Annotated in this window: 11 protein-coding genes; 4 read left to right on the top strand and 7 right to left on the bottom strand. The window is 73.3% G+C overall.

Features of this window, described 5'->3' with window-relative positions:
* Positions 1-274: 274 nt before the first annotated feature.
* Positions 275-1,129, bottom strand: a complete 855-nt coding sequence (gene panB / locus ACIGNX_RS28600; RefSeq protein WP_396543911.1) for a 3-methyl-2-oxobutanoate hydroxymethyltransferase — start codon at positions 1,127-1,129, stop codon at positions 275-277.
* 130 nt (positions 1,130-1,259) lie between these two features.
* On the bottom strand, positions 1,260-2,066 hold the full coding sequence (locus tag ACIGNX_RS28595; RefSeq protein WP_396543910.1) for an alpha/beta fold hydrolase: 807 nt from the start codon (positions 2,064-2,066) through the stop codon (positions 1,260-1,262).
* A 32-nt stretch (positions 2,067-2,098) separates the two neighbouring features.
* Between ACIGNX_RS28595 and lysX the strand changes: the two genes are divergently transcribed.
* Positions 2,099-5,359, top strand: a complete 3,261-nt coding sequence (gene lysX / locus ACIGNX_RS28590; protein ID WP_396543909.1) for a bifunctional lysylphosphatidylglycerol synthetase/lysine--tRNA ligase LysX — start codon at positions 2,099-2,101, stop codon at positions 5,357-5,359.
* Here lysX and ACIGNX_RS28585 read toward each other — a convergent pair.
* The gene (locus ACIGNX_RS28585; RefSeq protein ID WP_396543908.1) at positions 5,343-7,034 is read right to left on the bottom strand and encodes a right-handed parallel beta-helix repeat-containing protein; all 1,692 of its coding nucleotides are present in this window, start codon (positions 7,032-7,034) and stop codon (positions 5,343-5,345) included. The two genes, lysX and ACIGNX_RS28585, sit on opposite strands and share 17 nt — an antisense overlap.
* Positions 7,035-7,100: 66 nt before the next feature.
* Between ACIGNX_RS28585 and ACIGNX_RS28580 the strand changes: the two genes are divergently transcribed.
* Complete coding sequence (locus tag ACIGNX_RS28580; RefSeq protein WP_396543907.1) at positions 7,101-7,919, top strand: TetR/AcrR family transcriptional regulator C-terminal domain-containing protein; 819 nt, start codon at positions 7,101-7,103, stop codon at positions 7,917-7,919.
* A 38-nt stretch (positions 7,920-7,957) separates the two neighbouring features.
* Here the strand turns inward: ACIGNX_RS28580 and ACIGNX_RS28575 are convergent, their stop codons facing one another.
* Positions 7,958-8,707, bottom strand: a complete 750-nt coding sequence (locus tag ACIGNX_RS28575) for an SDR family oxidoreductase (RefSeq protein ID WP_396543906.1) — start codon at positions 8,705-8,707, stop codon at positions 7,958-7,960.
* Between the two features lie 120 nt (positions 8,708-8,827).
* Between ACIGNX_RS28575 and ACIGNX_RS28570 the strand changes: the two genes are divergently transcribed.
* Positions 8,828-9,673 carry a helix-turn-helix transcriptional regulator gene (locus tag ACIGNX_RS28570; RefSeq protein WP_396543905.1) on the top strand — a complete coding sequence of 282 codons (846 nt, stop codon included), beginning with the start codon at positions 8,828-8,830 and terminating at the stop codon, positions 9,671-9,673.
* On the opposite strand, the gene ACIGNX_RS28565 is transcribed toward ACIGNX_RS28570, so the two are convergent.
* Positions 9,612-9,788, bottom strand: coding sequence for a DUF397 domain-containing protein (locus tag ACIGNX_RS28565; protein WP_396543904.1), 177 nt, complete (start codon positions 9,786-9,788; stop codon positions 9,612-9,614). The genes ACIGNX_RS28570 and ACIGNX_RS28565 overlap by 62 nt on opposite strands.
* Positions 9,785-10,615, bottom strand: coding sequence for a helix-turn-helix domain-containing protein (locus ACIGNX_RS28560; RefSeq protein ID WP_396543903.1), 831 nt, complete (start codon positions 10,613-10,615; stop codon positions 9,785-9,787). Before ACIGNX_RS28560 ends, ACIGNX_RS28565 begins: the two co-directional genes overlap by 4 nt.
* Before the next feature lie 113 nt (positions 10,616-10,728).
* On the opposite strand from ACIGNX_RS28560, the gene ACIGNX_RS28555 reads away from it, so the two are divergent.
* The gene (locus ACIGNX_RS28555; protein ID WP_396543902.1) at positions 10,729-10,941 is read left to right on the top strand and encodes a hypothetical protein; all 213 of its coding nucleotides are present in this window, start codon (positions 10,729-10,731) and stop codon (positions 10,939-10,941) included.
* Positions 10,942-10,963: 22 nt separating this feature from the next.
* On the opposite strand, the gene ACIGNX_RS28550 is transcribed toward ACIGNX_RS28555, so the two are convergent.
* Positions 10,964-12,514, bottom strand: coding sequence for an alpha/beta hydrolase (locus tag ACIGNX_RS28550; protein WP_396544071.1), 1,551 nt, complete (start codon positions 12,512-12,514; stop codon positions 10,964-10,966).
* Positions 12,515-12,578 lie beyond the last annotated feature (64 nt).

The following is a 12,578-nucleotide window of genomic DNA, read 5'->3' as shown; positions in this document are numbered from 1 at the left end:
TCGTCCTCGATCTCGGCCAGCTCCCGCTGCTCGTCGTCGGTGAGGGACACCCGGTCGTCGTCGTCGCTGAACACGTCGGTGAAGCCCATGGCGGATCTCCGTTCGTGATGGCCGGGGAGCGCGGGCCGCTCCCGCCCCGCGCAGGGCTACCCCCGGGCCGTCCGAACCGACGAGGTCGCCCTCATCGGGCGACAACCACCCCACCGGGCGTCACCGGAACGAGAACGCCGCGCCGACCCCCGGGCGGGGGTCGGCGCGGCGCACGTGCGGGTGATCAGTGGAAGGTGTGCTCCGGGCCGGGGAACCGGTGGCCCTTGACCTCGGCCGCGAACTGCTCCGCCGCCGACTTCATCACGCCGGCCACGTCGGCGTACCGCTTGACGAACCGCGGCGCGCGACCCCGGCGCAGGCCCATCATGTCCTGCCAGACCAGCACCTGTGCGTCGGTGTCCGGTCCCGCGCCGATGCCCACGGTCGGGATGACCAGGTCGTGCGTGATCTGCTTGGCGACCTCGCTGGTCACCATCTCCAGCACCACGGCGAACGCGCCGGCGGCCTCGACGGCGCGGGCGTCCTCGACCACCGCGTCGAACGCGTCGTTGCGGCCCTGCACCCGGTAGCCGCCGAGCTGGTGCTCGCTCTGCGGGGTGAACCCGACGTGCGCCATGACGGGGATGCCGGCGCGCACGATGGCCTCGACGTGCGGTGCGAAGTGCTTCCCGCCTTCGAGCTTCACCGCGTGCGCGCGGCCCTCCTTCATGAACCGCACGGCCGTCGCGACGGCCTGCTCCACCGACACCTGGTAGGAGCCGAACGGCAGGTCGGCCACGACCAGCGCCCGCTTCACCGAGCGCGTCACGCCCCGCACCAGCGGGATCAGCTCGTCCACGGTCACCGGCAGCGAGGTGTCGTAGCCGTAGACGTTGTTGGACGCGGAGTCGCCGACCAGCAGCACCGGGATGCCGGCCTCGTCGAACAGCTCCGCGGTGTACATGTCGTAAGCGGTGAGCATGGGCCACGGCTCGCCGCGTTCCTTCATCTCCCGCAGGTGGTGGATGCGCACCTTCTTGCCGGTCGGGGCGTTGCCCGCCCCGCTGCCGTAAGGCGCCGCTACCTCTGCCGAGGTCATCGTCGACCGTCCTCCCTCGGGGCCTGCTCCGTCGCGGGTCCCCGGGCCTTGTTGCACGGTTACCCGACCAGCGTGACACCCCCGCAAGGGGAATTGCGCGGAGTGCGAGTAGCTTCACACGGGCCGCGGGTCACGTGCCGCGCAGCGCGTCCAGCACCGCCAGCGCCACCGCGTCGGGCCGGTCCACCGGCACCATGTGGCGGCTGCCCGGCACCAGCACGGTGCGCCCGGCGGGGGACAGCGCGGCCAGGGCGCGGTGCTCGGGGAACTCCCGCCGACCCGCCGTGAGCACGGTGAACGGCACCGGCGGCAGCGGCCGGAACGCCCGCAGCCGCTCCACCGCGGCGACCTGCGCCGGGTAGGACGCCAGCTCGTCCAGCACGGCCCGCGTCACCGACGCCCGCCCGTACACCGACCGCAGCGCCGCCCCCGACGCCGGGTCGCGCCGCGCCAGCGTCGACCCGCGCATCGCCCACCGGCGCAGCCGCGGGCCCTGAGCGGCCACGACCGGGTCCAACCCGAGCCGCAGCACCCACCGGGCCACCGCCGCCGCCAGGTCGAACGGCCGCCCGGCCCCCGGCACCTCCAGGTCCGGGTCCACCAGCACGACGCCGCGCACCCGCGCCGGCCGCAGCCTGGCCCACGCCTCCACGTGCAGCGCGGCCATCGAGTGCCCCACCAGCACCACCGGGGACGCGCCGGCCAGCACGGCGTCCAGCACGGCGACCTCGCGCGCCAGGCCGGCGGGCGCCAGGGCGGGCCCGGACAGCCCCGTGCCGGGCCGGTCGAACACCAGCACGTGCGCGTCGGGCAGCAGCGCGACCACCGCGTCCCAGTCGAACCACGCGCCGCCCAACCCCGAGCTGAGCACCACCGCGGGTCCGTCGACACGCCCGGACGAGCGGACGTGCACGCGACCGGCGAGTGAGGCGATCATGGTGGGCAAACCGAGTTCCCTGGGGGCGTGTCGTGGCGGTGGCCGGCTGGAAGTGGCGAACGGCGGGGGTCGTCGCGACCGTCGTCCAGGCGGCGGCCGCGGCGTCACTCCTGCTGTTCGTGGTCGACGAGGAGTCGAACCTCGCCGAGGGCATTCTGGCGACCTCCTCCCTGCTGGGCCTACCGGTCGAGGCGAACCTGTTCATCGCCCTGGTGCTGGTGGTGCTCGGCGCGGCCCTGCGCAGGCGCAAGCGGGCCGCCCTGTGGACGTTGCTGCTGTTCGAGGTGCTCAACGTCACCGGGGTCCTGCTGTTCCTCGTCCTGTTCTGGGTCGACCCGCACCCGTTCCGCGGCGGCGGCCACCCGGTGGACCGGGGCGAGGTGGCCGTCGAGCTGAGCGCCTTCATCATCGTCGGCGTCGCGCTCATCGCGCTGCTGCTGGCGATCCGCGACGCGTTCCCGGCCGAGCTGGCGCCGGGCGCGTGGCGGCAGGCGCTGGTGGTGTTCCTGGCGGGCATCGCGGCGTTGTGCCTGGCGGGGTGGGGGCTGACCGAGCTGTTCCCCGGCCACCTGCACGGCACGTGGCCGAAGCTGGTGTGGGCGGCGAACCAGATCACCGGCGAGGTGCTGCCGCAGCGGCGCGGCGGGCAGGGCCCGGACTGGCTGAGCGTGCTGCTCGGGTTCGGCGGCATGCTCGTGGCGATCGGCGCGCTGTACGTGTTCTTCCGCGGCGAGCGCTCCAGCCGGCTGCTGGACGACACCGACGAGCTGGCCGTGCGGCGGCTGCTGGCCGCGCACGGCGAGCCGGACTCGCTGGGCTACTTCGCCACCCGCCGCGACAAGAGCGTGGTGTTCGCCGCGAACGGCCGCGCCGCGCTCACCTACCGGGTGCTGGCCGGCACCACGCTGGCCAGCGGCGACCCGATCGGCGACGAGGAGGCGTGGCCGCAGGCGGTCCGGGCGTGGTTGGCCGAGGCACGGCGGTACGGCTGGCTGCCGGGGGTGCTGGGCGCGAGCGAACGCGGGGCGCGCGTCTACACGGCAGCGGGCCTGAAGGCGTTGGAGATCGGTGACGAGGCCGTGCTGGACGTGCGCGAGTTCACGCTGTCCGGCCCGGAGCGCAAGGCCGTGCGGCAGGCCGTGAGCCGGGTGGAGCGCGCCGGGTACACCGCCCGCGTGCGGCGGCACGCCGAGATCCCGGCCGACGAGCTGGCGTCGATCCTCGACCTGGCGCAGCGGTGGCGCGGTGCGGCCACCGAACGCGGGTTCTCCATGGCGCTGGGCAGGCTCGGCGACCCGACCGACGGCCGGTGCGTGATGGTCGAGGCCTACGACGCGCACGGCGAGCTGCGCGGCCTGCTGTCGTTCGTGCCGTGGGGCAGGCGCGGGCTGTCGCTGGACCTGATGCGCCGCGACCGGGCCGCCGAGAACGGGCTGAACGAGTTCATGGTGGCCGAGCTGGTGGCCGCCGCCGCGCGGCTGGGCGTGCAGCGGGTGTCGTTGAACTTCGCCATGTTCCGGGCGGTGTTCGAGGAGGGCGCGCGGATCGGCGCGGGACCGGTGCTGCGGACGTGGCGCGGCGTGCTGGGCCTGGCGTCGCGGTTCTTCCAGCTCGAGTCGCTGTACCGGTCCAACGCCAAGTACGGCCCCGAGTGGCTGCCCCGCTACCTGTGCTTCGCCCGCGCCCGCCACCTGGCGCGGGTGAGCGTGGCGGCCGGTGTCGCCGAGGGGTTCGTGCCGAGCCTGCGGTCGTTGTTCCGGCGCGGCGCGTCCCGCGCGCTGCGCTACGAGGCGGCCGACACGGACTTCGCCGCCGCCGTGGCCGAGATCGACGCGACCAGGGTCGAGCCGCGGCAGCCGCGCCGCCCGGAGCAGGTGCGGGTCCGCATCGCCAAGCTCGACCGGCTGCGCGCCGACGGCATCGACCCGTACCCCGTGAACTACCCGCGTGACCATTCGCTGGCGCAGGCGCGGGAACGGCTCGGCGAGACCGTCTCGGTGACCGGTCGGGTCGTGGCGCTGCGCGAGCTGGGCGGCCTGGTCTTCGCCCGGCTGCGCGACTTCACCGGCGAGCTGCAGCTCATGCTGGACGCCGCGCGCGTCGACCTGACCGCGTGGAAGGCGGGCGTCGACCTCGGCGACCACGTGGGCGCGCGCGGCGAGGTGGTCCGGTCGCGGCGGGGCGAGCTGTCCGTGCTGGCCGACGAGTGGACCGTGACCGCGAAGTGCCTGCACCCCATGCCGGACAAGCGCAAGGGGCTGGCCGACCCGGAGACCCGCGTGCGCCGGCGGTACCTGGACCTCGCGGTGAACCCGGACTCGGCGCGGATGCTGCGGCTGCGCAGCGACGTCGTGCGGGCGATCCGCGGGTTCCTGCACGACCGCGGCTACCTGGAGGTCGAGACGCCGATGCTCCAGACCGTGCACGGCGGCGCGAACGCCCGGCCGTTCGTCACCCACATCAACGCCTACGACATGCGCATGTACCTGCGCATCGCGCCCGAGCTGTACCTGAAGCGGCTGTGCGTGGCGGGCGTGGACCGGGTCTTCGAGCTGAACCGCAACTTCCGCAACGAGGGCGCGGACGCCACCCACAACCCCGAGTTCACCATGCTGGAGGCCTACCAGTCCTACGCCGACTACACCGCGATGCGGCACCTGGTGCGGGAGCTGGTGCAGCACGCCGCCGTGGCCGCGCACGGGCGTCCGATCGCGGTGCGCGACGGCGTGGAGGTCGACATCTCGGGCGAGTGGCCCGTCGTCACCGTCCACGCCGCCGTGTCCGCCGCCCTGTCCGCGACGGTCACGCCGGACACCCCGGTGGCGGAGCTGCGGGCGCTGCTGGCGCGGCACGGCGTCGAGGCGGACGACGACGCCGACCACGGCGCGCTGGTGCAGGAGGCGTACGAGGAGCTGGTCGAGCCCAGGACCGTCGAACCGACCTTCTACACCGACTTCCCCGCCTCGGTCTCGCCGCTGACCAGGCCGCACCGCGCCGACCCCCGCCTGGCCGAGCGCTGGGACCTGGTGGCGTTCGGGGCGGAGATCGGCACGGCCTACTCGGAGCTGACCGACCCGCTGGAGCAGCGCCGCAGGCTGGAGGCGCAGTCGGTGAAGGCGGCCAGCGGCGACGTCGAGGCGATGGAGCTGGACGAGGACTTCCTCGACGCCCTGGAGCACGGGATGCCGCCCACCGGCGGCCTCGGGGTGGGCGTGGACCGGGTGCTGATGATGCTCACCGGCACGTCGATCCGGCAGACCGTGCTGTTCCCGTTCGTCAGGCCCGTCTCGTGAGCAGGCCCGCCCGGGCCCGCAGGTCCGCCGCGGCGGCGTCCAGCGCGGCCGGGTCCGCGATCGTGGTGTTGCCCTCGTAGGTGACGCCGTCGGGCACGGCGTCGCTGCCCACCGGGTCGGCGTCGAAGAGGTTGCCGCGGTAGACCACGTGCTCCAGCGGCGGGCTGACGTGCAGCACGGCGGTGTTGTCGGCGCGGGCGACGAGGTTGCCCTCGACGGTGACCCACGCGGCCCCGTAGTCGGTGTAGAGGCCGAAGTTGTACGGCGTGCGGGTGTCCTCGACGACGTTGCCGCTGATCACCGCGCCGGTGTCGGTGGAATTCCCCTGCGGTCCGGACAGGTAGACGCCGCCGCCGTCGGCCAGCACGCCCATCGAGCGGGTCACCAGGTTGCCGGTGATGCGCGTGCCGCCGCGCGACGGCCCGGCGACGATGCCGTTGTGCGGCACGTCGTGGACGTGGTTGTGCGCGACGACGCAGTCCCGCGTGCCGTGGAACGTGATGCCGGCCGAGCCGGAGTGGTCCAGCCCCACGTGCCGCACGAGGTTGTCCTCCACCAACGCGCCCTCGGTGCCGGTGAGGGCGATGGCGGACGCGGCGAGCGCGTCGAAGTCGCAGCCGCGCACCACCAGGCCCGTCCCGCCGGTCGCGCCGAGCCCCGTTGCGCCGAGCCGGGTGAACCGGCAGCCCTCGAACCGCACCCCGTCCGCCCCCTCCAGCCGCACGGCCGCGGGGATCTGCTCCTGTTCCTCCGGAACGGTCAGCCACGCGCCCTCGGCCGGCACGACCCGGCCGATCCGGCCGCCGTCGTGGAAGCCGTTCGCGTGGTAGTGCAGGAAACCCCGGTCGGTGCCCGGCCGCAGCCACGTGGTGTCGGCGAACACCAGGCCCCGGAACGCCACGTCCCGCGCCCCGGTCACCCGCACCAGCACCTCCAGGGCGGGCACGACCACGTGCGGCTCCTCGTCGGGGAGGGGCAGGTAGTGCAGGACGTGCCGGCCCGGCCGCGAGCGGTCGAGCGCGAACGTGCCCTCGGTGAGGAACGCCGGGTCGTTCTCGACCCGGGTCGGGGCGGGTGGACCGGACACGACCTCGCCGGCCCACTCGTAGTTGTAGACCTCCAGGGCCCAGCCGAAGGCGGGCTGCGCCATGGTGATCACGCCGTCCGGCGTGGCGGACGCGACGGTGGTGCGCGCCTCGGTCCACGGGTAGACGCCCCGGTGCACGAACTCGACGCCGGCCGGCGACCGCCAGTCCAGCGGGTGGTCCGTGGCGTACCCGGTCGCGGTGCGGCGGACCGTGCCGGGCAGCCCGTCGATCCCCGCCCGCTCGACCCGCCGACCGCCCACCACGAGGTGGCGGGTGACCAGGTTGCCGACCTCGGCCACCCAGGCGCCGTCCGGTCCGCGCCGCCCCGTCACCTCGCGCCCGCCGCTGACGACCACCTCTTCCCGCGCGTCGGTGCCGTGGCCGAACGCCTGGTAGACGACCCGCGAGTCCTCCTCGGTCAGTTCGAGCGGCTCGGTGAGCACGTGCGTGCCCGCCCGGAGCTGCACGGTCACGTCGCCGCGCGCCTCCCGCGCCGCCGTCCTGGCGCGGTCCAGCGTGGCGAACGGTCGGTCGGCGGTGCCCGGTGCTGCGTCGTCCCCGGTCGGGGAGACGTGGAACTCGACCATGACCACATCCTTTGCTGTTTATGCCGTAAACAGACGGGATGTATACCATGGGCGCGGAGGTGCGCGATGGGGAAAGCCGGCGATCCGGACCGCTCGGTCGAGCTGCTGTGGGACGGGCGGCCGGGGCTGAGCCTGCCCGCGATCGTGGCCGCGGCGGTCGAGGTGGCCGACGCGGAGGGCCTGGCGGGGCTGTCCATGCGCAAGGTCGCCGAACGGCTCGGCTTCACCACCATGTCGCTGTACCGGCACGTGCCCGGCCGCGCGCACCTGGTCGACCTGATGCGGGACGCCGTGCTGGGCGACCCGCCCGCGCCGCGGCCGGACCAGGGGTGGCGCGCCCGGCTGGAGGCGTTCGCCCACGCCGCGTGGGAGCTGCGCAAACGACACCCGTGGCTGGCCGAGGAACGCGGTGCCCGGCACGTGCCCGGACCGAACGCGCTGGCCCACTTCGAGCACGCGCTGGCCATCCTCGCCGACACCGGCCTGCCGCCCGCCGAGGTGGTCGCGTCCGTCGGCCTGGTCGCCCGCTTCGTGGACGCCGAGGCGGCGGCGCTGGTCGAGGCCGCGCGGACGGAGCGGAGCACCGGGGTCGGCGACGAGGAGTGGTGGGGCGCCCGGGACTCGCTGTACGCCCGCTTCGACCGCTTCCCGACGGTGACCCGGCTGTGGGAGACCGGGGGCTTCGACCAGCCCGACCCGTTCGGCTTCGGCCTGGCCCGGCTGCTCGACGGCATCGAGATCCTCATCAACCGGCGTGATGTAAAGCGTGATGAAACTTGCCGGATGTGTGGCGGGCCGGTCGAGCAGCCCGCGTCCGGGCGACCCCGCGCCTATTGCTCCCGCGCCTGCCAGCAGCGCGCCTACCGCGGCCGCCGGTCGGGCTGAGCCGCCCACCGACGCCCGTCGGCGGGCGGCTCGGGCACTCACACCTGCAGGGTCGGCAGCACCATGATCTGCCGCAGGTTCACGTGCTTGGGCCGGCTGGCGGCGAACCCGACGACGTCACCGACGTCGGCCGGGTTCAGCGGCGGCACCTCCTCGCGCCACGCGGCCAGGTGCGCGTCCACCTCCGGGTTGTCCATGTGGTCGGCCAGCTCGCTGGTGACCAGGCCGGGCTCGACGTTCGTCACCCGCACGCCCAGCGGGCCCAGCTCCGTGCGCAGGTTCGCCGACAGGTGCGTGACGGCGGCCTTGGTCGCGGTGTAGACGGCGTAGTTCGGGAAGGTCAGGTGCGCGCCGATGGACGAGATGTTGACCAGGTCGGCGGTGCCGGACGCGCCCGCCGCCACCAGGTCGGCGGTGAACGCCTTCGTCACGTTCAGCAGGCCCTTGAGGTTGGTGTCGATCATCCGGTGCCACTCGTCGTCGCGGCCCTCGGTGAGGGGGTTGGCGAGCATCACGCCCGCGTTGTTCACCACCAGGTCGACCGGGCCGAAGGCGCCGTGGATCGCGTCCACCGCCGCGGTGAGGTCACCGGTCACGTCGGCGGACACGGCGAGCGCCTGCCCGCCCTCGGCGGCGATCTTGTCGGCCAGGTCGGCGAGCCGGTCGGCCCGGCGGGCCAGCAGCGCGACCTTCGCCCCCGACCGGGCGAGGACCAGGGCGATCTCGGTGCCGATGCCGCTCGCGGCACCGGTGACGACGGCAGTGCGGTTGTTCAGGTCGTAGGTCATGGCAAGAACACTGGACCCGGTGGAGGCGGGTACCGGAGGCTCCGGTCATCCTGGGGGACCGGCTTCCCCAGGTCTGCCAGTACCCAGGTTCCGGGGCCGGGGCGCGGCCATACTGGGTGGGTGAACCACGACCTCGGCGAATTCCTCCGCAGCCGGCGGGCCCGCGTCCGCCCGGACGACGTGGGCCTGCCCGGCGGCGGTCGGCGGCGCGTGCCCGGCCTGCGCCGCGAGGAGCTGGCGCTGCTGGCGGGCGTGAGCGTGGACTACTACATGCGCCTGGAGCAGGGCCGCACGCCGGCCGTGTCGGACTCGGTGCTCGACGCCGTCGCCCGGGTGCTGCGCCTGGACGAGACCGAGCGCGCCCACCTGCGCAACCTGGTCCGCCCCGCGCCGACCAGGCGGCCCGCGCCGCAACGCGTCCGACCGGGCCTGCGGCGGCTGCTGGACATGATGGCGGACGTGCCCGTGTTCGCCATGGGCCGCCGCGCGGACATCATCGCGTGGAACGCGCTGGCCGGTGCCCTCTACGGCTTCGACGACCTCCCGCCGGAGGACCGCAACTCGGCCAGGCACACGTTCCTGCGCCCGGAGTCCCGCACCTTCTACCGCGACTGGCCCTCGGTCGCCGCCGACATGGTGGCCTTCCTCAGGCTGGACGCCGGCCGCTACCCGGACGACGCCAGGCTCGCGGCGCTGGTGGGGGAGCTGTCGGTGAAGGACGAGACGTTCCGCAGGCTGTGGGCGCAGCACAAGGTGCTGGAGAAGACGCACGGCACGAAGCTCGTGCGCCACCCCGTGGTCGGCGACCTGGACCTCGACTACGAGACCCTGCGGCCGAGCGGCGACCCGGACGTGGTGCTGGCCGTCTACACGGCGCGGGTCGGCTCGCCGACCGAGGAACGCCTCAAGCTGCTGGCGAGCTGGGCCGCAGTGCCCGCAGGAACGCCTTCAGAGCAGCAGGCGTGAACTCCAGGACCGGCCCGTCGGCGTTCTTCGAGTCCCGGACCGCGTCCAACCCCTCCCGCACCTCGACGCAGCTACCACCGCTGTTGCCGCTGTAGCTGCTCTTCCGCCACGTCATGCCTCAACGCTATCAAGCAGTTCCGTGGTCGAAACCGCCAGAAGCTCCCGGAAAACGGCTTCGTAGTGGGAGATCCGCGTCTCCTCGTCGACGAACAGCCCATCCGTCAACGTCTCCACGTACACGGTCTTGCGCACCCCGCCCGGCGGGGTGAGGATCTCGAACGGGAAGTACAGCGCGCTGGTCAGGCCGACGCTGTCCGGGATGACCCGCAACGTCACGTGGGGCAGGCCGGCCAGCTTCCTCAAGTGCCGCAACTGCTCGAACCGGGTCTCCGGCGACCCGACCGGGGCCCGCAGCACGGACTGCCTGATCACCAGCACGTACTCCGGCGCGTTGGGCCCGGTCAGCCTCCTCTGCCGGGCCATCCGCGCCTGCACCAGGCTCTCCACCTCCTGGGGGCGCAGCGCGGGGTTGGTCTTGATCACCGCGCGGGCGTACGCCTCGGTCTGCGCCAACCCGTGCAGGAGGTCCGGCCGGTACGCCTCGATGCGCCGCGCGGTCTCCTCGGTGTTGAAGTACTTCCGGAGCCGGTCCGGGATGGCCGCGCCCCACGGGGTCTTGGGACGGCGCTTCCGGGCCTCCTCCCCGAGGTGGGTCAGGTCCGACCGCTCGTCGTCCGCCACCCCGAGGAGGTCCAGCAGGGCCGCCAGTTCCAGCGGTGCGATCGAGTGGTCGCCGCGCAGGATCTTGCCGACCTTCGACTCCGAGCACCCCAGCCTGGCCTGGACATCGGCCTTCGTCACACCGGTGCGGCGCATCAGTTCGCGGAGGCGGTGCGCGAGGCCGACGCGGTAGTCGACCGGGCTGCGGTCGCTGCTCGTCATGGGTCTCCTCAGCCGTTGATCGCCGACAGTCTGCCCGACCCCGCCCCCGGCCACGCCTGGTCACCCGATCAGGTCTCTAGTCAACTTGACTGGTCGGGTTTACCGTTCCGCTCATGACGAGTGAAGAGCGCGAGTGGGTGGCGGAGGAGGCTCCGCGCCTGTTCGCCGTGGTGGAGCGGACGCCGGACCTCCAGGTGGCGGCGTGGGGGTTGGCGTTCGAGGAGAGCGCGCAGGTCGTCTCCGAGGACGGCGGCCTGCGCATGAGCCTGCAGGGCCCCGAGAGCTGCCTGCACCTGTTCAAGGACTCGGAACTGCTCTGGATCTGACCCGCGATCGGCGGGCGGGCGGCTAGGAGCAGCGCTTGCCCTCCGCCGGCAGCTTCAGGTCCACCAGGTACGCGTGCCCGACCTCGTCCACGCACTCGTTGCCGTGGAAGTAGACGGTGTGCTGGTTGCCCTCGAACGTGAGCAGCCCGCCGCCCAGCTCCTTCGCCAGGTTCACCCCCGCCTCGTACGGCGTGGCCGGGTCGCCCGTCGTGGAGATCACCAGCACCGGCGGCAGGCCGGAGACCGGCTTGTGCTCCTGCACGCTCGGCGGCACGGGCCAGAAGGCGCACGAGTCCAGCGCCGCGCCCGGCGGCTGGCCGTCGTCCAGGAACGGCGCGGCCTGCTTGTACCGCCGGGCCACGTCGGTGAGCACGTTCCGGTCCGTCACCCGCGGTTCGTCCACGCACTTCACGGCGACGAACGCGTCGGTGATCGTGGAGTACCGGCCGGCCTGGTCGCGGTCGAAGTAGTTGTCCGCCAGCAGCATGAGCACGTCGCCGCGGTTGTTCTTCAGCTCGGTCAACCCGCTGTTCAGCGGTGCCCACAGCTCCTCGGTGTACATGGCCTGGATGGCGCCGGTGATCGCGTCGTTGTACGACAGCTTCCGGTCGCCCACCGCCACCGGCCGCTGCACGAGCGGCAGCGTCAGCTCCCGGAACGCCTGGTTGGCCTTCGCCGGGTCGTTGCCCAGCGCGCAGTCCTGCCGCTTCGCGCACCACGCGGCGAACGCGTCGAACGCCTTCTGGAACCCCGCGCCCTGCGCGATCAGCGACTCGACCTGGTTCTGCGTCGGGTCGACCGCGCCGTCGAGCACGAGCGCCCGCACGTTGCCGGGGAACGCCTGCGCGTAGGCCGCGCCGATGTGCGTGCCGTACGAGTAGCCCAGGTAGGTCAGCTTCTCGTCGCCGAGCGCGGACCGCATGACGTCGAGGTCGCGCACGACGTCCCTGGTGCCGACGTTCGCGAGCACGTCCACGCCGGTCATCGAGGCGCACTTGTCGGCGTAAGCCTTGTTCTCCGCCTCGGTCTGCGCGATCCCGGCCGGCGAGGTGTCGATGTCGTTGTCGAGCCGGTCGGCGTCGCGCTCGGCGTCGGTCAGGCACTTGACCTGCGGTTCGCTCGCCCCGATGCCGCGGGGGTCGAACCCGATCAGGTCGAACCGCTCACCCACCGGCGTCGACTTCACCTGCGAACCCATGCTCGCCGCCGCGGCCATGCCGGACGCGCCGGGACCACCCGGGTTGATGATCAGCGAGCCGATGCGGTCACCGGTCGCGCGCTGCCGCAGCAGCCCGACCTTGATGGTGCGACCGTCGGGCTCGGCGTAGTCGAGGGGCACCTCCAGGCGGGCGCACTCGATCGACTTCTTGTTCTTGAACTGCGACGTCGTCGTGCCGGTCGTGGCGTACGGCCCGCAGTCCTCCCAGCCGAGCTGCTGGCCGTAGAACCGCTCCAGCCCGGCGGGCACCGCGCCGGCCGGTCCTCTGCGCTCCAGCTCGGTCCCGGCGGTGGGGGAGCCGGGCAGCACGCTCGTGCACGAGGCGAGGAGCGGGAGGACGAGGAACAGCATCATCGGACGGCGCACGTCACCGATCGTAGGTGTGACTCGTCGGCCACAACGCCCGCCAAGGTCGCTC

Origin of the sequence: Actinosynnema sp. NPDC053489, assembly GCF_044544865.1 — a bacterium.
GTDB lineage: Bacteria > Actinomycetota > Actinomycetes > Mycobacteriales > Pseudonocardiaceae > Actinosynnema.
Note: the sequence above shows the minus strand (reverse complement) of the source record. Positions and strands in the feature narration are given on the sequence as shown.